The 20,092-nt window shown below is 64.4% G+C and carries 15 protein-coding genes, 1 tRNA gene and 1 pseudogene; 2 read left to right on the top strand and 15 right to left on the bottom strand.

What is annotated here, in order from left to right; all coding sequences use genetic code 11:
• Positions 1-40: 40 nt before the first annotated feature.
• From PZN02_RS27420 to uxaC, 10 genes are all read right to left on the bottom strand, one after another.
• A complete protein-coding gene (locus tag PZN02_RS27420) occupies positions 41-808 on the bottom strand; it encodes a 3-hydroxyacyl-CoA dehydrogenase (protein ID WP_280662092.1) in 768 nt (255 codons plus the stop codon).
• Between the two features lie 247 nt (positions 809-1,055).
• Entirely contained in the window at positions 1,056-2,300 is a 1,245-nt protein-coding gene (locus PZN02_RS27415; RefSeq protein WP_280662091.1) for a Gfo/Idh/MocA family protein, read from the bottom strand.
• Between the two features lie 57 nt (positions 2,301-2,357).
• Positions 2,358-3,377, bottom strand: a complete 1,020-nt coding sequence (locus PZN02_RS27410) for a LacI family DNA-binding transcriptional regulator (RefSeq protein WP_280662090.1) — start codon at positions 3,375-3,377, stop codon at positions 2,358-2,360.
• Positions 3,374-4,330 (bottom strand): ABC transporter permease, encoded by a 957-nt coding sequence (locus PZN02_RS27405; RefSeq protein WP_280662089.1) that lies wholly within the window; start codon positions 4,328-4,330, stop codon positions 3,374-3,376. Before PZN02_RS27405 ends, PZN02_RS27410 begins: the two co-directional genes overlap by 4 nt.
• Positions 4,327-5,316, bottom strand: a complete 990-nt coding sequence (locus PZN02_RS27400; RefSeq protein ID WP_280662088.1) for an ABC transporter permease — start codon at positions 5,314-5,316, stop codon at positions 4,327-4,329. The genes PZN02_RS27405 and PZN02_RS27400 overlap by 4 nt, the downstream gene beginning before the upstream one ends.
• Positions 5,316-6,821 (bottom strand): sugar ABC transporter ATP-binding protein, encoded by a 1,506-nt coding sequence (locus tag PZN02_RS27395; protein WP_280662087.1) that lies wholly within the window; start codon positions 6,819-6,821, stop codon positions 5,316-5,318. Before PZN02_RS27395 ends, PZN02_RS27400 begins: the two co-directional genes overlap by 1 nt.
• Positions 6,822-6,891: 70 nt before the next feature.
• Positions 6,892-7,917 carry an ABC transporter substrate-binding protein gene (locus tag PZN02_RS27390; RefSeq protein WP_280662086.1) on the bottom strand — a complete coding sequence of 342 codons (1,026 nt, stop codon included), beginning with the start codon at positions 7,915-7,917 and terminating at the stop codon, positions 6,892-6,894.
• A gap of 268 nt (positions 7,918-8,185) precedes the next feature.
• On the bottom strand, positions 8,186-9,433 hold the full coding sequence (locus PZN02_RS27385; RefSeq protein WP_280662085.1) for a glycosyltransferase family 2 protein: 1,248 nt from the start codon (positions 9,431-9,433) through the stop codon (positions 8,186-8,188).
• Positions 9,434-9,718: 285 nt separating this feature from the next.
• On the bottom strand, positions 9,719-11,179 hold the full coding sequence (locus PZN02_RS27380) for a mannitol dehydrogenase family protein (RefSeq protein WP_280663298.1): 1,461 nt from the start codon (positions 11,177-11,179) through the stop codon (positions 9,719-9,721).
• 83 nt (positions 11,180-11,262) lie between these two features.
• Positions 11,263-12,663: a glucuronate isomerase gene (gene uxaC, locus PZN02_RS27375; protein ID WP_280662084.1), complete on the bottom strand. Its 1,401-nt coding sequence runs from the start codon at positions 12,661-12,663 to the stop codon at positions 11,263-11,265.
• Positions 12,664-12,754: 91 nt separating this feature from the next.
• Between uxaC and PZN02_RS27370 the strand changes: the two genes are divergently transcribed.
• Both PZN02_RS27370 and uxuA read left to right on the top strand, forming a co-directional pair.
• Positions 12,755-13,477 (top strand): GntR family transcriptional regulator, encoded by a 723-nt coding sequence (locus PZN02_RS27370; RefSeq protein ID WP_280662083.1) that lies wholly within the window; start codon positions 12,755-12,757, stop codon positions 13,475-13,477.
• 75 nt (positions 13,478-13,552) lie between these two features.
• Positions 13,553-14,740 (top strand): mannonate dehydratase, encoded by a 1,188-nt coding sequence (uxuA, locus tag PZN02_RS27365; protein ID WP_280662082.1) that lies wholly within the window; start codon positions 13,553-13,555, stop codon positions 14,738-14,740.
• A 79-nt stretch (positions 14,741-14,819) separates the two neighbouring features.
• On the opposite strand, the gene PZN02_RS27360 is transcribed toward uxuA, so the two are convergent.
• The 5 genes and pseudogenes from PZN02_RS27360 to fdhE form a co-directional block, all read right to left on the bottom strand.
• Positions 14,820-14,915: transfer RNA gene (locus PZN02_RS27360), tRNA-Sec, on the bottom strand.
• 123 nt (positions 14,916-15,038) lie between these two features.
• Positions 15,039-16,874 (bottom strand): annotated as a pseudogene (gene selB / locus PZN02_RS27355) (selenocysteine-specific translation elongation factor); the annotation flags it as partial.
• Complete coding sequence (locus tag PZN02_RS27350) at positions 16,871-17,635, bottom strand: tetratricopeptide repeat protein (RefSeq protein WP_280663297.1); 765 nt, start codon at positions 17,633-17,635, stop codon at positions 16,871-16,873. The pseudogene selB and the gene PZN02_RS27350, both read right to left, overlap by 4 nt.
• A gap of 59 nt (positions 17,636-17,694) precedes the next feature.
• Positions 17,695-19,107, bottom strand: coding sequence for an L-seryl-tRNA(Sec) selenium transferase (selA, locus tag PZN02_RS27345; protein WP_280662081.1), 1,413 nt, complete (start codon positions 19,105-19,107; stop codon positions 17,695-17,697).
• Between the two features lie 20 nt (positions 19,108-19,127).
• Positions 19,128-20,042, bottom strand: coding sequence for a formate dehydrogenase accessory protein FdhE (fdhE, locus tag PZN02_RS27340; RefSeq protein ID WP_280662080.1), 915 nt, complete (start codon positions 20,040-20,042; stop codon positions 19,128-19,130).
• Positions 20,043-20,092 lie beyond the last annotated feature (50 nt).

The following is a 20,092-nucleotide window of genomic DNA, read 5'->3' as shown; positions in this document are numbered from 1 at the left end:
TCTCCGGCACGTGCCCTTCATCCCTCTCTCATGGGCTTGCCTAACGCGCACCCATCCGCAACGCGCCGTCGAGGCGGATGACCTCGCCGTTCAGCATGTCGTTCTCGCAGATATGCCGGACGAGCGCGGCATATTCCGCCGGGCGGCCGAGGCGAGGTGGGAAGGGCACGCTTTTGCCGAGCGAATCCTGCACCTCCTGCGGCATGCCGGCCATCATCGGCGTCTCGAAGATGCCCGGTGCGATCGAGACGACGCGGATGCCGAAGCGTGCGAGCTCGCGCGCGATCGGCAGTGTCATCGCGACGATCCCGCCCTTCGAGGCCGAATAGGCCGCCTGGCCGATCTGCCCGTCGAAGGCGGCAACCGAAGCGGTGTTGATGATGACGCCGCGGGCGCCGTCGCCATCCGGTTCCTCCTTCGCGATCGCCGCCGCGGCAAGGCGGATCATGTTGAAGGTGCCGACGAGATTGATGCCGATCGCCCGCGTGAAGCTTTCGAGGCGATGCGGTCCGTCGCGCCCCAGCACTTTTTCGCCGGGCGCGATGCCGGCGCAGTTCACCAGCCCATGGAGATGTCCGAAGCTCTCAAGCGCGACGGCGACCGCCGCCTCGCCCTCGGCCTCGCTGGTCACGTCGGTCGGCACGAAGCGCGCCTTTGCGCCGAGCTCGGAGGCGATCGCCGAGCCCGCGTCGGAATTGATATCGGCGATCACGACGGAGGCGCCATCGGCGACCAGTGCGCGTGCAACGGCGGCTCCGAGCCCCGACCCGCCTCCGGTCACCAGAAAGACCTTGTCCCGGATCAGCATGGGAATGCTCCCCTAACGCGGCTGGCCGTGTTCCTCTGCATCATATATTCCTCCCGTCCGTATCTACTGCATGTCTCCTTGAATCGACCTCGATTCAAGGGCAAAGACATGCAGCATTTCAAAATGCTACAGCGACCCTTGCGCGTCTGATAAGACGCGCGGCGCTGTAGGATCACGTCTCAGCCCCACGGCGCGGACTATAGCCAGACGTGCCGTCGGAGGCGATACCGAAAGGACGCGCGATCGGTCACGCGCTGGTGCGCGCGACGACCGGAACGTAGTCTTCGAGCTCCGGCGCCGGAAACGTGAGCGTCGCGCCGATCTCGGCCGACCGATAAAGACCCATCAGAATCTCGACCACGGCGAGGCCGTCCTCGAAGGTTTCGAGCGGCTTCACGCCCTTGCGGAAACACTCGACCATGTGCCGGTTTTCGTCCGTGTAGCCATAGACGGCCGCCTCATCATCTAGAATCGGCATCAGCCCCTGCTCGGCATTCTGCTTTTCGACGAGATCCTCGCCCTCGGACCCTTTGACCTCGCGCGACAGAAAGATCTTCAGGCCCGTCCCGAGCGAGTTGTATTCCAGTGCATATTCCGGTCCCAGGAGTTCGAGCTGGATGCGTAAGCCGGCGCCGACATAGGCCCAGGAGGTCGTCGCCTCGATCATCAGCTCGTTGCCGTCCTCGTCCTCAAGCGTAACGGTCGCGCGGGCGAAATCCTCCGCCGGGCGCCTGCGGTAATCGACCGCCTTTCCGAAACGCTCTGTGAGCTGCTCGGCATAGCCCGGACGGGTCCACTTGAGGTTCGCAACCGTTCCATTGACCGCCTTCACCTTCAGCGAGTTGCGCGGCGCGCCCGGCGCAGTCAGGAGATGACGCGCCACCTCGACGCTATGGCACATCATGTCCGAGAGTACCCCCCCGCCCTGTTTGTCGCCCTGCCAGAACCAGGGTTCGTGCGGGCCGGAATGCTCTTCCGCCGCGCGTGCCAGATAGGGGCGGCCGGTGCTGGACGCTGCGCGGCGCCAGATGATCTCCTTGCCGCGCAACACCGGCGTGCAGAAAACCTGATTCTCGAGATAGCCGTGGTTGAGACCGGCATCCTCGGCAAGCCGCAGCATTTCGCGGGCTTCGGCAACCGTGCGCGCGAGCGGCTTTTCGCAAGCGACGGCGAAGATCTTGCTGCGCCCGGCCTTGATCGCTGCGGTGAGTATCCGCATCACCTCGATCCGCGTATAGTTCGGCGAGAGAATCCAGATCGCGTCGACATCGTCGGCGGTAACGAGCGATTCAAGACTGTCATGCGCCCGGCAGTTCCCGAGATCGAGAGCCACTACCTCTCTGGCAAACCGCGCGCGGTGTTCGGCTGTAGGGCTGAAGGCACCCGTCACCTCGACATTGCGCACGCCGACCAGCGATTTCAGGTGGAAATGGGCGATGAAGCCGGTTCCGACGAATCCGACGCGCAATGTCTGCCTTGGCAGTTCAGTCATTCTCTCCTCCCGAATGTGTGTGCCGATGCGAGCGCACCACAGTCCCGCACGTGTTTGTCATTCCCGCGGCGGAGCCGTACTTCCCCGAATGTGCAAGACAGTCGGAAGGACGATCGGTTCGTCGCAATCGATCTCGGCGCCGGACAGGATCTTGAGAAGCAGTTCCATGGCGACATGTCCGATCTCGGCGCGCGGCTGGCTGACGGTGGTCAGCGGCGGGTAGAAGGCCTTGCTCAGGTAGAGATCGTCGAAACCGACCACCGACACGTCGCCCGGCACATCGTGCCCCATGCGGCGCAGTTCGTATGCGGCGCCATAGGCCATTTCGTCGTTGGCAACGAAAAGCGCGGTCGGCGGCTCCGGCAGGGTGAAAAGCTTGCGGCAGCACTCCTGCCCGCTTTCGAGCAGATAGTCGCCGCGAACTTCATAGGCTTCCGGCACGTCGAGCCCGGCATTGCGCATGGCCTCGCGATAGCCTTCGCGCCTATGAAGGCTCATCAGTTCCGGCAATGGTCCGCTGATATGAGCGATGCGCCGATGGCCGATCGAGATGAGGTGCTCCACCGCTTCCCGCGCGGCGCCGACATTGTCCACCTGCACATGTGGCAGGCCTGCGCCCTCGATGATCTCGAGCGCCACCACCACCGGCAGGCGGCTCGGTGCGCCGGTCCAGTTTCCGCCAGCCGGCGGTAGCTTGCCGGTCATCAGGATCATGCCGTCGGCGTGGCCGTCGCGCAGCATGTTGAAATACTCGATTTCTCGGGCCGGATCGCTTTCGGTGTTGCCCATCAGCACCGAATAGCCGGCCTCCCGCGCCGTCGCCTCCACCCCTTTCAGGATATCGAGATAGAAAGGATTGCCGACATCGCGCACGACGAGCAGCACCGACATGGACTTGCGGGTGCGCAGGCTGCGCGCGCTGACATTGGGGCGGTAGTTGAGCTCGCGCGCCAGATCAAGAATGCGCTGGCGCGTCTCGGCCGTCACCAGCGCCGAGTCGCTGAGCGCGCGCGATACCGTCGCGACCGACACGCCCGCCCGTTTGGCGATATCCTTGATCTTCGGCCGCTCTCTCATGCGCGCATCGCCCGGCCCCGACCATAGAACATCATGAGCAGGAGCAGCGTCGCCCCGAACACCATCTGGCGCCCGGATTCATCGATGTTCACCGTGGTCAGGATGCTCTGGAGAATGACGAGCAGGATCGCGCCGGCCATGGTGCCGGTATAGCCGCCCTTGCCGCCGGCAAGCGACGTGCCGCCGAAGACGACCGCGATGATCGATGCGAGCGTGTACTGCTCGCCGACATTGGCGAAGGACGACCCGGAATAGCCGAGCAAGCAAAGGCCGGCGATCGCGGCGAACATGCCGGAAATCATGAAGAGGGCGATACGCATCAGCCTGACCGGAACACCTGCCATGTAGGCCGCATGCTCGTTCGAGCCAATGGCATAGATGCGGTGGCCGAAAACCGTGCGGTGGAGCATGAAGGCCATGAGCACGCCAATCATGATCCACAGCCAGATGATGCCGGGAATGCCGGCGGCGAGCGGTTGCGTGACGAAGCTCGACAGGCCCGGCGCCGCACGGCCGGAGGGTATCCCCATGCGGATGACGACGAGCAGGCCCTGGAGCACGCCGAGCATGCCGAGGGTCATGACAAGGGGCGGGATGCGCAGGAGCGTCACGCCCAGTCCGTTCAGGAGACCGAAGAAGGCGCCGGCGGCGAGGCAGGCGAGGATCGCCGGCACAATACCGCTGTCTGCGCCGTTCATGACGTTGCCGGCGATGATCGCCGAAAGCGAAACGACGCCGCCGACCGAAAGGTCGATGCCCTCGCGCCCGCCGAGAATGACGACGTTCTGGCCCGCCGCGACGATGCCGAGCAGCGAGGCGACGATCAAGAGCCGCAGAACCTGTCCGCCGGAGGCAAAGCCCGGCGACAGCGTTTGGCCGAGGTAAAGCAACAGCGCGATCAGCACGAGCGCGACGACGAGCGGCTGACGCACGAAAGAGAGGATCCGGCTCATGCGCGCGCCCTCCTGCCCGCCAGTACGCCTGCCATCAGCACGACGAGAATGGCGAAACCCTGGACGAAATTCTGCCATTCTGACGGCGTGCCCATGAAGAAGACGACCGAGTTGATGAGGCCGATCGTCAGCGCCCCGAGCAGCGAGCCGACCACCGTTCCCCAGCCGCCAGAAAGCGCGCTGCCGCCGAGCACCACGGCGGCGACGCTGTAGAGCGTCATCTTGCCGCCGACCAGGGGGTCGCCGCTCGCCGTATCGCCGGTGATGCAGAAGGCGGCGAGCGCGGAGAAAAGCCCGCAGAGCAGATAGCCCTTGATCCGCACGGGCACGACCGGCAGGCCGGTCTGGAAGGCCGCCTGCTGATCGTCGCCGACGGCGAGCAATTGCGTGACGAGGCGCGTGCGGCTCAGCACCAGAAGCAACACGACCAGCACCGCCAGGATATAGAAGACGAAGGGCACGCCGAGCAGCCGGCCGCCATAGGTCCGCCAGAACAGCGCCGGCGCCGGCGTGCCGGCAACGGGAAGGATGTAGAGGGCGAACCCGGTGAAGAAAATGCTCGTCGCGAAGGTCGCAACGATCGCCTGCAGCCGCAGTGCGGCGACGACGATACCGTTCAAGAGCCCGCAGCCGAGCCCTAACAGAAGGCCGAGGGCGAGCGCAAGCAGCACGGCGCCGGCCCCGCCGCCCCACCGCTCCATCAGGACGACGATTGCGACATTGACGAGCGACAGGATCGATCCGGCGGAGAGGTCGATGTCGCCGGCGTAGACGACATAGGTCTGGGCGATCGCGAGCAGGATCAGCGCCATATAGGTGCTGAGCAGCCCCGTCAGCGACCGGTAGCTGAGGCTGTTGGGCGAAAAGATGCCATTGAGCAACAGCAGCGCCACGACGATCACGAGCGCCGGCAGAAAGGGATAGCGCTCCAGAAGCTTGCGGATGCCAACCCCGCGCGCCCTCGGGGTGATTGTGATCTCTGCCATCACGCGGCCTCGTAAGCGGCTTGATAAAGATTGTAGCGCGTGCGGTCGGCCCCCGTCAGTTCGCGGCTGACCGAACCGCCGTTGAAGACGAGGATGCGGTTGGCGTTCCCGAGCAATTCGGCGTCCTCGGATGAATAGAGCAGGATGCCGAGGCCCTCGGCCGCCAGCTGGCGGATCAGAGCGAAGAGGTCGGCCTTCGCCGAAAGGTCGATGCCCTTGGTCGGGTCGTCGAGCAGCAGCACATCGGGGCGGTCGATCAGCCAGCGGGCGATGATCACCTTCTGCTGGTTGCCGCCGGAAAGCGAATTGATCGGGTGGAACAGGCTCTCAAACTTGGTATGCATGCTTTGAAGCGCCGGCGCCACCTTGTCGCGCAGCTTGGAGGGCCGGGCTATCATCAGGCGATCGCGCAGATAATGGATCGGCGTGACGTTCTCGATGATCGGCCTGCCGCTGATGACGCCGTCGCGGCCGCGATCGCCGGAAACATAGGCGCAGCCCCGCCGGATGGCGTCGCGCGGGCTCGACGCGTCAAAGCGGCCATCGCCGATCAACACTTCGCCGGACGAGAAGAAGCCGGCGCCGAAGATCGCCCGGAGCAGCGCCGATTGGCCCTGCCCGTGAAGGCCGCCGAAGCCTAAGATTTCGCCTTTGGCGACTTCGAAACTGACATTGCGGAAACCGCGGCCGGAGAGATTGCGGACGGTCATCGCCGCGCCGTCCTTGCCGTCGACAACGGCGGGGGCCGAGGACTGTGAAGCCGGCATGTCGCCGGAGCCGCCGACCATCAGCCGGATAACCGAGGCCGCGTCCGTCTCGGCAAGATTGAGCGTCGTGATCGTCTCGCCGTCGCGAATGATCGTCACCCGGTCGCCGATCGCCTTGATCTCGTCCATGCGGTGGGAAATGAAGATGATGCCGCGGTCCTGCCACGTCAGATCACGCAGGATCTCGAAGAAGCAATCGACCTGCGCACGGTCGAGCGCGGAGGTCGGTTCGTCGAAGATCAGAATCGGCGCCTCGCTTGCGAGCGCCTTCATGATCTCCACGAGTTGCCGCTGGTCGGGGCGCAGGTTGCCGACGAGGGTGTCGGCGGAAAATCCTTCTCCGGCTACTTTCTCGAAGAGCCTGATGTAGCGGGCAGCGCGCTGCTTGAGCGAGGCCCGGTCGACGAACAGGTGGGACTTGATCGGCAATGCGGCAAGGCAGATGTTTTCCTCGACCGAGCGATGAGCCGCAAGGCTGAGCTCCTGATAGAAGATGCCGATCCCCTGTGCGCGTGCCGAACGCGGCCCGGTGATCGTGACCGGCCTGTTGTCGATAAGGATTCTCCCTGCATCCGGCCGCACGCTGCCAGCGATGATCTTGCAAAGCGTGCTCTTGCCCGATCCGTTCGAGCCCATGAGCACATGGACTTCGCCGGCCAGCACCTCCAGATCGCCGCGACGTAATGCCAATGTGGCGCCGTAAGCCTTGCTTACGCCGCTCAGTTTCAGTTTCGACATCGAACTTCGTCCGTTGCAGTGCGAAGGCAAGCACGGGCCGAGACTCGGCCCGTGCAACCATTGGAAACACTCACTTGAAGAGAGCTTCCGCGTCTTCGATCGAAAGCGAGCTGGTATAGGAATAGTAGCCGGGTTTGCCTTCGAGCTGCTTTGCGGCATCGCCCACGTTCTTGCTGTCGATGAACGGGATCGGCAGGTAGAGAGCGTTACCGTATTGGCCGGCCTTGGCGGGCTCCTTCAACTCCTTGCCCTGCAGCATCAGCACCGCGACATTCAGCGCGCTCGCCATCACGCCCGGCGGGTTGACGGTCGCGCCGGAGTTCAGCTTGTCCTTGACCCAGAGGTCGATGAAGTCCTTGCGGATCTCGCCCGTTGCGGCGATCTGGTCCGTCTTGCCGGCGTCCATGATCGATTTCCAGGCGCCGGCGGCCATGCCGTCCTGCACCACGACGCCGTTCACGTCGGGATAGGTGGCAAGGATGTTCTGCATCGCCTGCTGGCCCTGCGCCTGATCCCAGTTGGCGCTGACTTCGTTGACGATCTGGATGTCCGGATAGTCCTTGAAGACCTGCTTGTAGCCTGCCACGCGCATCTCGTTGGCCGGGTGACCGGCAACGCCGTTTATCGCGACCACCTTGCCCTTGCCGCCCAGCGTTTCGGCAAGCCATTTCGCCCCGGCGGCACCCCAGGCGGTCTGGTCAATGCCGACATAGAGCGCATCCGGAGACGAGACTTCCGCGTCCGTGGCGATCACCAGGATGCCGGCTTCCTTCGCCTGGGCGAAGATCGGGTCGAAGGCGGTGGGGCTGTTCGGGTTAACGATGATGGCGTTCACGCCTTCGGCGATGAAGTTGCGGATATGGGCGATCTGTCCGGGTACGTCGACATTCGCGCTCTGGACCGAGACTTCGACGTCGACGCCCTTTTCCTTCCACTTCTCCGCGGCGGCCTTGGCCTCGTCGATCATCTGGGTGCGCCACTCGCTGCCGACCCAGCCGTTCGAGAGACCGATCTTGAAGGTCTCCGCGTTGACTGCCGATGCCGAGATGACGATGGACGCGACTGTGCTGAGCGCTGCTGCGATAAGCCTTCTCATAAGATCCTCCCAAATCTTGAGGAGGACATGAAGCCAGAAAATGTAATCGATTTCAATGGCGTTCTGGCGGCCGCACCGTCGCGGTGGCGCCGATGGAAGGGCGGCAAAGACGTCCAGAGGACGCCACGCGCGGCGCCAGCGGACCATTCCAGCGCGCGACTTGCGGGAGCCGCGCGCGGGGTCTTGGAGCGGGATGAGGAAAAGCGTGCGCGGTTTTCCGCCCGCATCCCGCGTCTCAATTCATCGTGATCTCGTGCGTGCCGCGAACTCAGACCACGACATTGCCGACGATGTCGCTTTCGCAGAGAACGAGGTTCGGCGAATAGCCTTGCGCGAGGAACTGCTGGCGATCGTTTTCGGCAACGACGAAGACGGCCGTGCGCGCGATTTCCGTTGGCTCAAGCTCCGGCGCTGGGGCAACGACGGCGATGTCCTGGCGCAGGCCCAGTTCGCGCAGCAGACCTTCAAGCGATGACGGACTGTCGACGCCATGCAGGATCACGCGGTTGACCTCGGCAGCCGCATTGACCTGCCAGGCAAGCGTTTGCACGGCCACCATCAGCGGCAGGGAATCCTTCAGTTGCCGCGCCGTCGGATGGTGCTCGAATCCGGCGAGCGCCATGCGGGTATAGATTTCATAGGCCTTGACGTAGTCTTTCTTGGCCGCCCACATGCGCATGGCGACGGCCATGCGCATGGAGGTGAAGTGCCTGATCTGCGCGTCCCGCGCGGTACGACGGTCGGGTGTCATGCGCAAGGCTCCACGCTTGGCTCCGACGTGGAGGAAATATTCCAGGCCGCCCCGGTAGCGGTCCCAGGCGGTCAGCAGTTCGTCATGGCCGGCCTGGGGCCGATCCCGGCCCAACTTCGATTGGATGACCTGCCGGTAGAAGGGTTTCTTCAGAAACGCGACGCCGCCGCTTTCGAGAAAATGCGCGAGGTTGGAAAAAGCCCAGTAGGCAAAATGGCGCGGCAGCCACGACGTGCGCAGCGCCCCGGTCCGATAGATTCCGATTTCGGGAAAGATGTGCCGCTCGACGATAAAAGCGAAAAGCCGCTCGAATTCATCCTTGTCGAATTTGGTGTCGGCATCGATCTGGTAGAAAAGTTCGGTGTCCCGGCCTTCGACCTCGTTGTGGACATGCCACGGCGCATAACAGGCGGAGAGCGCCGGGTTCCTGTCGAGGTAGGCAATGGCCTCGACGAGACCATCGACCGCCAGCATGTCGTCGTCTGCGAGATAGATCGCATACGCGCCCGCCGCATGGCGGAAGGCGCTGCCGAGATTCGCGTCGACGCCACGATTTTCCAGCTGGCGGAAATAGCGGATCGGCAATCCTTTGCCGGCGAACGTCTCGACAATCTCCCGCGTGTTGTCCGTGGACGCGTTGTCGGAGATGACGATCTCGAAGCTGAACGGGATCTGATAGCTTTCGATAAAGCGGCCGAGCGCATTCTCCAGGAACCGCGCTCGGTTGTAGGTCGGGATGCAGATGCTGAGCTTGACGGGATCCACCGCGTAATCCTGCTAGAGCAATTCCAGGAAAAGTGTGTAACGGTTTTCCGTCCGGAATTGCGTAGTTTCAAAGAGTTAAATCATCTCGAATGACGCTTGCTCGTCACCGAGACGCCGCCGCTCCCGCGGGGCAGAGAACCGATGGCAATACTTATTCCGGTGCGATCTTGTGTGAGGCTTGCTGCTGCATGTTTCCCTACAGCGCCGCGCGTCTAATTAGACGCGCAAAGGGCGCTGTAGCACTTTGAATTGTCGTCGCCGATTTGAGGAATCATGCAGCAGGCTTCACGCGTAGGATTTGACCGTCGCGGCAGCGCCTTCCGACATCAACCTGGCGAGCGTGCGGACGAGCGTGTCCCGGAATGCTCCGTCCGACGACAGATCGTCGCCGAACACCTCTGTGATGCGCAGAAGCGCGGCCACGATCTCTTCGGGCCGTTGCAACGGTTGCGCCACGCCGGCGATCCGGCCGGCAAGCGGGTCGCGGACGTCGATGGCGTTGCCTTTTTCGTCGATGCCGCGCGCATATCGCATCCAGGCGGCGACGCCGAGGGCCAGGCGGTCATAGGACGACTTCGCAGCGATGCGGTCCCGGATGGTTCCGAGCAGTCGCTGCGGCAGCTTCTGCGATCCGTCCATGGCGATCTGCCATGTCCGGTGGCGCAGCGCCGGATTGCGGAACCGCTGAAGCAGCGCCAGGCGATAGGCGGAAAGATCGAAACCCGGCAGTGCTGGCAAGGTCGGCGAGACTTCCTCGACCATCAATCCCTCGATCAGCGCCTCCATGCCCGGCAGCGCCATGGCTTCGGCGACCGTTTCCGCCCCGGCGAGGTAGCCGAGATAGGCGAGCGTCGAATGGCTGCCGTTGAGCAACCGCAGTTTCATCATCTCGAAGACGGCGACGTCGTCGACGAACACGACTCCCGCCTTCTCCCAGGCCGGACGGCCAAGCGGAAAATCGTTTTCCACCACCCACTGCCGGAACGGTTCTGTCACGATCGGCCAGGCATCGACGACGCCGATCGCCGTGGAAATGTCCGACCGGTCCTTTTCCGTCGTCGCCGGGACGATCCGGTCCACCATGGTCGACGGCGAGGCAACCTGCTGGACAATGCGGCCAAGGGCCGGATCGCGCAGTTCCGCGAAGCGCGTGACGACGTTTTTCAGCACATGGCCGTTCGACGGAAGATTGTCGCAGGAGAGCAGCGTGAACGCGGGCACCCCGGCGCTCGCCCGCCGCGCAAGCGCTTCCACGATGAAGCCGACCGCCGACTTCGGCCGCGCCGGATTCTGGAGGTCATGGACGACGTCGGGATGAGCTTCATCAAGCTTCCCCGTCGCCGGATTGTGGCAATAGCCCTTCTCGGTGATCGTCAGCGAAACGATCCGCGTCGCCGGGTCGGCCATGCGTGCGAGCACGGCCTCCGGGTCCTCCGGCGCGCAGAGAAGCTCGACGACGCTGCCGATGACCTGTAGCTGCTCGCCCTCGCCATCCTGGACCTTGAGCGTGTAGAGCCCGTCCTGCGGCGCGAGCGCATCGCGCGTCTCTGGGCTGCGCAGCGAGACGCCGCAAATCCCCCAGGCAGGATCCTCAGCGAGCACCGCGTCGGTAAAGACCGCCTGGTGCGCCCGGTGGAACGCGCCGATGCCGAGGTGGACGATGCCGACGGCAAGCCCGGCGGGATCGTATTCCGGCCGTTTGACGGTAGCCGGCAACCGGTCGAGTGTCTGTCGTGAGAGCCGCATCATGAAGCCTGCTGTTGTTTGGCCCGCGCGACGATCTGCGTCGGGCTGACGAATTGTACCGCGAGGACCGACACAGTCGCGACTCACAAGCGATACGCCCGCTTGGCGAGCCCGTAGGCAAGTTCGCGCGCAAGGTCGTGCGCCTCCTCCTCGTCGAGGCGGTGGTCGGCGACGAGGCGGGCGAGATAGGCGCAATCGACCCGGCGTGCCATGTCGTGGCGAGCCGGAATCGACAGATAGGCGCGGGTATCGTCGTTGAAGCCGACGGTGTTGTAGAAGCCGCACGTCTCCGTGGTGGTCTCGCGGAAACGGCGCATGCCTTCCGGGCTGTCGAAGAACCACCAGGCGGGACCGAGCCGCAGCGCCGGATAGTGGCCGGCGAGCGGTGCCAGCTCGCGCGAATAGGCGGTTTCGTCCAGCGTGAAGAGAATGATCGTCAGCGAAGGGTCGTTCCCGACTGCATCGAGCAGCGGCTTCAACGCATGCACATAGTCGGTCGCCTTCGGGATATCGGCGCCTTTGTCCGGTCCGAAGTTCGCAAACAGCGACGGATTGTGGTTGCGGTAAGAGCCGGGATGGATCTGCATGACGAGGCCATCGTCCTGGCTCATGCGCGCCATTTCCGTCAGCATCTGGCCGCGGAAGGCTTCAGCCTCCGCTGGTCCCGCCTTGCCGGACAGGACCTTCTCGAACAGGCTTGCAGCGTCGGCGGGCGAAAGGTTCTCCGTCCGGGCGGTTGCGTGGCCGTGATCAGTCGCCGTCGCGCCGCGTGCCTTGAAGAAGGCGCGGCGGGCACGATGCGCGTTGAGATAGCCGGTCCAGGTCGCGGGTTCGCCGGTCAGTGCAAGGAGCTTCCCGACATTCTCGACAAAGCCCAGCGCCTCGGCATCCACGACAGCGTCCGGCCGATAGGTCGGCACGACCCGGCCATGCCATCCCGAGCTACGGACTGCGTCGTGATGGACGAGGTCGTCGAGCGCACCATCGGTCGTCGCGATCACCTCGATTCCGAATTTGTCGTAGAGAGCACGCGGCCGCAGTTGAGGTGTCGCAATCGCCTCGGCGATGCGATCGTAAAGGGCGTCGGCATTGGCCGGCCCCAGCCGCTCGGTAATGCCGAAGACGGCCTCCAGCGAATGTTCGAACCAGAGCCTCGTCGGCGTGCCGGCAAAGAGATGGAAATGCTGCGCGAAAAGCCGCCAGATCGCGCGGCCTTCCGGGGCAGTACCTGACCCGTCGCGCCTCCTGACCCCAAGGTCCTCCAGCCTAACGCCCTGCGAATAGAGCATGCGCGTCGCATAATGGTCCGGCGTGATGAAGAGCGCCGCCGGATCGGGAAAAGCCCGATCCTCGGCATACCAGGCCGGTTCCGTATGGCCGTGCGGGGAAATGATCTTCAAGCCTGCGACAGCATCGTAAAGGCGCCGGGCGATGGCCCGCGCTTCCGGCTCCACCGGAAACAACCGTTCGGGATGCAATGCCATTTCCGGGCCTCCCTTCCCTATCCATATTGGCAATCTGGTCGAATTGATATACTAGTATCCAAAACCGAGTCAACCGATGGAATTCGCCTCCATGTCGCAACGCCAACGCCCGGATGTGTCGTCGCCCATTTTCCCAATGTCGGGCGGCGCCAGGATTCGCCGGGTCACGACGGCGTCGGCGATCTATCAGCAGCTTCACGCGGCGATCCTCTCGCTGCAGATGAAGCCCGGCGTCGCCTTGCAGGAGAAGCGCATTTCCGAGGAATTTGGCGTCAGCCGCACGCCGGTGCGCGAGGCGCTTCTGCGGCTGGCGGAAGCCGGGCTCGTCGAAATCTTCCCGCAATCGGGGACCTTCGTGTCGCGTATTCCGGTCTCCGCCATTCCCGAAGCCGTCGTCATCCGCAAATCACTGGAGCGCGCGACGGTCGAACACGCCGCCGAAATCGCAACCGCCGACGATATCGCCAGGCTCGACGCAATCATCGCCCGCCAGCGTGTGCACGCCGCGCTCAACGAACCATCGCAGTTCCACGAACAGGATGAGGCCTTCCACGAAGCCATTTCGGCAATCGCCGGCTATCCCGGCATCTGGACGATCCTCAAAACCGTGAAGCTGCAGATCGACCGCGCCCGCCGTCTCACCCTGCCGGTGCTCGGCCGCATGGACAGCGTTATCGAGGAGCACATGACGATCCGCGACGCCATTGCGGCGCATGATGTCGACCGAGCGCGCGGCGCGATGATGCATCACCTGAGCGCCGTCATTCTCGACATCGACGAACTGCGGCTACTCTATCCGGGCTATTTCAGCTGAACGGCGAGCGCCCCCTGGACAATCTCAAGAGACGATCTCAAGAAAAGAATCAGGACTCACAGGAGGAATACCAATATGCGGCAAGGCTGGAGATGGTTTGGACCGGATGCGCCGGTCACGCTGGACGATGTGCGTCAGGCGGGCGCGACCAATGTCGTCTCAGCGCTGCATCAGGTGCCGATCGGCGAGGCCTGGACGGAAAAAGCCGTGCGCGAGCGCCAGTCGCTCATCGAGACCACGCCGGCCGGCCGCACGCCGCTTAAATGGTCGGTAGTCGAGAGCATACCGATCCCCGATCTGGTGAAGCGCAAGGGCGGAAACGCGAAGGCCGAGATCGAAGCTTGGATTGCCAGTCTCGAGGCTGTCGCCGCCTGCGGCATCAAGATCATCTGCTACAATTTCATGCCGGTCGTCGATTGGACCCGTACCGAGCTCGACTTCGTCACGCCGACGGGCGCGACCGCCATGCGCTTCGACCACGAGCGTTTCGCGGCCTTCGAGCTTTTCGTCCTGAAACGGCCCGGCGCGGAAAAAGAATACTCGCAGGAGGATCGCGAGCGGGCCGAGGCGGTTTTCCGCTCGATGTCAGAGGAGGAGATCGCCGAGATCACCCGCATCATCACCTCTGCCCTGCCCGGCTCCACCACCGAACCGCTGACGATCCCCGCCTTTCGCGAGCGGCTTGCGGCCTATCAGGGCATAGACGCCGCACGCCTGCGCCAGCACCTGATCGAATTTCTCGAGGCTGTAACGCCGGCGGCGGAAGCACGGGGCGTCAAGCTGACGCTCCACCCGGATGATCCGCCGCGACCCCTCTTCGGCCTGCCGCGCATCGCCTCGACGGAGGCCGATTACGCCGCGCTGTTCGATGCCGTACCTTCAGAAGCGAACGGCATGTGCTACTGCACCGGAAGCCTCGGCGTCAGGGCCGACAACGACCTGCCGAAGATCGCCCAGCGCTTTGCGTCGCGCATTCATTTCGCCCATCTTCGCGCCACCAGCCGCGAAGGCGACGGCCGGAGCTTCCATGAAAGTGCGCATCTCGAGGGCGACGTCTCGATGGTCGATGTCCTGAAGGAGCTTGTCGCCGAGGATCGGCGCCGGGGAGCTGAAGACACCATCGTGTTCCGCTCGGACCATGGCCACCGGATGCTCGACGATTTGCAGAAGACGGTCACGCCCGGCTATCCGGCGATCGGCCGCCTGCGCGGCCTCGCGGAACTGCGCGGCATCCTGCACGCGCTGGGCGCGCCGCCGACCTGATCGGTCCGCGGCGCGAAAGCGCTGCTGCCACAGCGTCCTTTGCACGTCTGATCACCGACTATTTCCGGATTTCGCGCGATGGCGGAAGAGAGTGGGAGTCGAACCCACCAAAGGCCGTCTCTCGACCCCTCCCGGATTTGAAGTCCGGACGCCCCACCGGGGACGAATCTCCTCCTGAAACACCCGCCCTGTCACTCGCACCATTCGACAAATTGCCGAAAAGGTCCAGACGGTTGCGATTGAGGCGGCGCATGTCGCCGCGCCTGAGCGTCACGCTGTGACGATCGAAGAAGTCGAGGATCTGGATCGCAACCTTGCGGCCGTTTTCGAGACGATCGCGGAACTGCATCGCCGTGAACCAGCCCTTGTCGGCGGCCGCGCTGATCTCGGCGATGACCGCGACCATCTCCGCCACCACCTCGCGCAGGAAGAAATGATCGTGCGCCACCTCATGCACCTTGCCCATGCGGCTGCCGAGCTTCATGAGCCGGCGGACCTGCGCCTCGGGCACCGCCAGCAACCCGGCAATGTCGCGCACGCGCGGCGGGCGGAACCGCTCGGCTCCATCGAGCAGGGGCGCGATATCATGCCAGAGCCGTTCGTCGGCCAAGGTCATCGTCACCCGATGGTCGGCAAGCCGGACCCAGGCTCCGTCGAGTGCGATCTCTCCCGGTCGAGCGAGCGCCTGCAATGCCGCCCGAAAGGCCGGCACCGGCAAGCGAAATTCCGCCTGTGTGCGCAGCCGCTCGACGCCCATTCCCAAGAGGTCCGGGTTGTCGGCATGGAAGGCCTTGAGCCGGGCAAGGATATCGTTGCGGAAATTTTCCCAGCTCGTCTGAGACATGGCGAGCGTCGTCGCCTCCAACGGCAGCTGCACGACGCCCAGCGCTTGCGCCAACGCGGGCACGTCCGTTGTTGCGATCGCCCGATCGCGAGCGAAGGCACCGAGTTCGAGATAAAACGGCGGCGCGGCAAGCAGCGCCTCGATCGCCTGCTTCGGCTCGGTCAGCGCGTGGGCTTCGAGTTGCGCCATCCGCTCCGGGGTGCGGCGCTTGCGTGCCGGCGCGCGCAGGTCCAGGAACCGACCGCCGCCGATCGTGCGACGCGCGGAGGTGTCGCGAACGACGTAGCGGTCTCCCGCCGCCGCCGCGATCGGCCGCTCCAGCACGAGCTGGACCAGCGTGCGGGCTCCCGGCTCAACCGGCTCTTCAGCCAAAAGGACGATCCGGGCTCCGACTTCCACCGAGGCATGATGAAGGCGCACGGGGAACCAATGGCCGATCGGCTTGGGTTCCGAGCCAAGCACACGCAATGTCGCATCGATCCGGCTCGTCGGCGTATGCAGGCCTGAGTCGCAGACCATGTCGCCGCGCCCGACCGCCGTTTTCGTAATGCCGGGACCGGCGAGGTTGAGCGCGCAACGGTCACCCGCGCGGCCGGTTTCGCTCGGTCTGTTTTGCGCATGGATCGATCGTATCCGGACGTTAAGGCCGGAAGGACTGATGATGACATGGTCCTCCACCGAAACCTTGCCCGAAAGCACGGTTCCGGTGACCACCGTGCCGACGCCTTGAATGGTGAAGGAGCGATCGACGGCCAGCCGAAAGCGCCCGCTCGCCTGCCGTCGCGCGAAGCGGCGTGCCGCACCGACGATTTCGTCGCGAAGCGGCGCCACCCCCCTGCCCGACACGGTCGAAACCGGGATCATCGAAATACCGGCAAGCGCCGTGCCGGCAAGCTCGTCTCGCATCTGCCGCTCGACTTCTTGAAGACGTTCTTCCGCCACGAGATCAGCCTTGGTGATGGCGACGATGCCATGTTCGATGCCGAGAAGATCGACGATCGCCAGATGCTCGCGCGTCTGCGGCATGACGCCGTCGTCGGCCGCCACCACCAGGAGCACGAAGTCGATGCCACCGGCGCCCGCCAGCATGGTGTGGATGAATTTCTCGTGGCCCGGGACGTCGACAAAGCCGAGTGTCTCCGCGCCCTCGACGGGCATGTAGGCAAAGCCGAGGTCGATCGAAATGCCGCGATCCTTTTCCTCCTTCAGCCGGTCGGTGTCGACACCGGTCAGCGCGCCAATGAGCGACGTCTTGCCATGATCGATATGACCGGCTGTGCCGACGATCACTTTTCTTCCCTCCCGCTTGCCGGCTGGGACGGATCCGTTGTTTCGGACAGCGGCAGCGCAGCGCGGCGCTCGGCCTCCGTCAACTCCTCCGCATCGAGCGCGTCACGCACGACGTCGAAGAACGGCGTCGCCAGCGCGCTGCCGCCTTCACGCGCCCGCAAGAGCCAGGAGAAGGCTTCGATGGGATCTCGCGCGATGCCACGTCCGAGATGATAGGCTGCGCCAAGCATCGCCTGGCCGTCTGCGTCGCCGGCGCGCGCGCCAAGTCCCCACCAGTAGACCGCCTCGATCGGATCGCGCGCGACGCCGATGGCATTGTGATAGAGCATCCCGAGCCGTGTCATCGACGCAGCGGAACCGTTCTTCGCGGCGGCCAGCGCCCACCGGTGCGCTTCCGCGAAGTCGGGCTCGATGAGATCGCCCTCCAAAAGCATCCAGCTCAGCATGTCCTGAGCCTCGACGTCATCCTGTTCGGCAGCCTTGCGGTAGAGCGCCGCCGCTCTTTGGTAATCCGGTGTGATCCCCTCGCCCTTGAAGAGCAGTGAGGCGAGGTTGCGCTGGCCGACCGGATCGCCGGCCTCGGCGGCGAGACTGAGCCAGCGATAGGCAAGGTCGGCATCGCAGGCGACGCCCAGTCCACCGGCAAAACATGCGCCGATATTGTTCTGCGCCCGCGGATTTCCCGCCCGCGCCAAGGGCATCCAGGTCGCAAGTGCCGTCTCGTAGTCGCCGTTGCGGGCGGCGGCGAGTGCTTTCTCCATCGGCGCCTCGACGGACGCATCGCTCTCGGTCGATCTTCGCAGGAAGCGGCTGAAAAGACTCACGACGACGATCCTTCGCTCGGCGGATCGAGATGCGCCAGATTGGCGAGGAAACCCTCCTCGTCCTCAAGGCAGCGCAAATCGAGGATGAGTGACCCGCGTTCGATGCGGCCGATGACCGGCATCGGCAGACGCCTCATGGCCGCGGCCAGTTCGGCAAGCGTGCGGCCGCCACCCGAATGCGGCGTCAAGGCGAGCCCAACGCTTGGCACCGTGGAAAGCGGCAAGGCGCCGGAGCCGATCTGGCTTTCGCAATCCACGACCGAAATGCGAAATGCGCCCTTCACCGCACGCTCCACCAAGGGTGCCAGCCGCGCCGCCTGATCACCGATGTCCGTCTTCGGACGGGAAAGCAGCCGCATCGTCGGAAGCCGCTCGCCGAGCCGATCCGGGTCGCGATAGAGCCTGAGCGTCGCTTCCAGCGCCGCAAGGCGGATCTTGTCGACCCGCAGCGCGCGTTTCATCGGGTTGCAGTTGATCTTTTCGATGAAGGCGCTGCGTCCGACGATGAAGCCGGCCTGCGGTCCGCCAAGCAGCTTGTCGCCGGAAAAGGTGACGATGTCGGCGCCGTCGGCGACCGCTTCTCCGACGGTCGGCTCATGCGCGAGCCCGAAGCGATCGAGATCGGCAAGTGTGCCCGAACCGAGGTCGTTGACGAGCGGCAATCCGCGCTCGTGCGCGATGCCGGCAAGTTCCCGTGCCCCAACCTCCTTGGTAAAACCTTCGATGCGATAGTTGGAGGTGTGGACCTTCATGATGAGGCCCGTCTCGGGTCCTATCGCGTCGCGATAATCCCTCGCATGGGTGCGGTTCGTGGTGCCGACTTCGACGAGGCGGACGCCGGAGCGCAGCATGATGTCCGGCATGCGGAACGCGCCGCCGATTTCGATCAGTTCGCCGCGCGAGACGATCGCCTCCCTGCCCGCCGCGAGACTGTTCAGCACCAGAAGCACAGCCGCCGCGTTGTTGTTGACGACGGTCGCGTCCTCCGCACCAGTCAGCTCGCATATAAGTGCGCGCAGGTGATCGTCTCTTTCGCCGCGTTTACCGCTCCCAAGGTCGAATTCGAGCGCCACCGCCTCGCGCATCGCCGCCGTCGCGGCATCGATCGCCGCCTCCGCCAGCAAGGCGCGGCCGAGATTGGTGTGGAGCACGGTCCCCGTCAGGTTGAACAGGGGGCGGAGCGTCGACCGATCATTCTCCTCGAGCGCCGCGACAGCGGTCGCGATAATGGCGCCCGGAGGGGGAACCTCTGCACCTTTCAGCACCTCGTCCCGGGTCGTGGCGAGCACGTGCCGCAAGACTTCGGTAACGGCAGGCCGCCCGAAGCATTCGACCGCTTCGAGGACGGTGGCCGATCTCAGAAGCTCGTCGACCGACGGGATGTCACGCAGCCGGACATTGGCATCCATTCCGGTCCCTCCCCGGTGCATCAGAACCCGGCCAGAAGCGGCGCGAATCCGCCCCGGCGATAGGGGCCTTCGCGCATCAGGAGATCGAGGCCGAGGCTTGCAACGTCGTCGGCAACCGGTTCTGCCGCCGGCTCCTTGTTCTGGTAGAAAATCTTCGTCCAGCCATGGCATTCGTCGCAGATTTCGGCCTTGACCGTGCCGCCGTGATTCTCGATCTCCCGGTAGGAGATCCCCTTGGTGGAGCCGCAAAGCACGCATTTGATCCGGACATAGTGCCAGTAGGTGCAGCAAAGCGAGCAGGAACAGAACCGCGCACCGTGCGAACCCGGCCAGCCGACGACCATGGACGATACCGGCCTGCCGCCGCATGATGGGCAGACACCGTCCGCGACCGGCGTAAGCTTCTTCGCGTCGAGAAGCGAGGCGAGGCGGGAGAAATGCACCTGAAGCGCGGCCCAAACGAAAATATGTTCCGCAATCGCATCGGCGGGCAACGAACCGGAGAGCACGGTATCGGCCATGAGAAGACGCGCTTGCCGATCGGCGGCGGCGACACGTGCCAGCGCGGCGGCGGCCGGCGCCGGTTTCTCCATTGCGTCAGCGGCTGCGAACAGACGGTCGAATATCGTGTTGATCGCCTCGTCCTCCATCCCATGGCGATGGAGCGGCGGCATTTCGAACTCTCGTGCGCGCGTGAGCGCGGCGGCGTCCGGGCCTTCAGCCGGCTGAAGGCCGTCCTGGATATCGTGTTGAGCCGCCGAAAGCCCGGCTACGAAGTTGAGGTAGGGCGCCAGGTCGCTCGCTTCGGCCAATTGCCGAAGGCGCAGCGATCGGGCGGAGAAAAGCGAAGCGGGATCAGGCAGGCGCGCAAACGGCGGCGACGAGACATCTCCTATGGCGGTGGGATCCGGCGCTGCGGCGTCTTTGCGTGTCATCACACTCCCTCACGAACCCGACGGGCCACGTGATATAACCCTGAAACTTG

The sequence above is a fragment of the Sinorhizobium garamanticum genome (genome assembly GCF_029892065.1).
GTDB classification, from domain to species: Bacteria; Pseudomonadota; Alphaproteobacteria; order Rhizobiales; family Rhizobiaceae; genus Sinorhizobium; species Sinorhizobium garamanticum.
The sequence above is the reverse complement of the archived record's forward strand: the minus strand, read 5'-3'. Positions and strand labels throughout refer to the sequence as shown.

Excerpts from the sequence above, each read along its gene's own strand:
- PZN02_RS27420 (WP_280662092.1), bottom strand. The coding sequence starts at position 808 with ATGCTGATCCGGGACAAGGTCTTTCTGGTGACCGGAGGCGGGTCGGGG.
- PZN02_RS27415 (WP_280662091.1), bottom strand. The coding sequence starts at position 2,300 with ATGACTGAACTGCCAAGGCAGACATTGCGCGTCGGATTCGTCGGAACC.
- PZN02_RS27410 (WP_280662090.1), bottom strand. The coding sequence starts at position 3,377 with ATGAGAGAGCGGCCGAAGATCAAGGATATCGCCAAACGGGCGGGCGTG.
- PZN02_RS27405 (WP_280662089.1), bottom strand. The coding sequence starts at position 4,330 with ATGAGCCGGATCCTCTCTTTCGTGCGTCAGCCGCTCGTCGTCGCGCTC.
- PZN02_RS27400 (WP_280662088.1), bottom strand. The coding sequence starts at position 5,316 with ATGGCAGAGATCACAATCACCCCGAGGGCGCGCGGGGTTGGCATCCGC.
- PZN02_RS27395 (WP_280662087.1), bottom strand. The coding sequence starts at position 6,821 with ATGTCGAAACTGAAACTGAGCGGCGTAAGCAAGGCTTACGGCGCCACA.
- PZN02_RS27390 (WP_280662086.1), bottom strand. The coding sequence starts at position 7,917 with ATGAGAAGGCTTATCGCAGCAGCGCTCAGCACAGTCGCGTCCATCGTC.
- PZN02_RS27380 (WP_280663298.1), bottom strand. The coding sequence starts at position 11,179 with ATGCGGCTCTCACGACAGACACTCGACCGGTTGCCGGCTACCGTCAAA.
- uxaC (WP_280662084.1), bottom strand. The coding sequence starts at position 12,663 with ATGGCATTGCATCCCGAACGGTTGTTTCCGGTGGAGCCGGAAGCGCGG.
- PZN02_RS27370 (WP_280662083.1), top strand. The coding sequence starts at position 12,755 with ATGTCGCAACGCCAACGCCCGGATGTGTCGTCGCCCATTTTCCCAATG.
- uxuA (WP_280662082.1), top strand. The coding sequence starts at position 13,553 with ATGCGGCAAGGCTGGAGATGGTTTGGACCGGATGCGCCGGTCACGCTG.
- PZN02_RS27350 (WP_280663297.1), bottom strand. The coding sequence starts at position 17,635 with ATGGAGAAAGCACTCGCCGCCGCCCGCAACGGCGACTACGAGACGGCA.
- selA (WP_280662081.1), bottom strand. The coding sequence starts at position 19,107 with ATGGATGCCAATGTCCGGCTGCGTGACATCCCGTCGGTCGACGAGCTT.
- fdhE (WP_280662080.1), bottom strand. The coding sequence starts at position 20,042 with ATGACACGCAAAGACGCCGCAGCGCCGGATCCCACCGCCATAGGAGAT.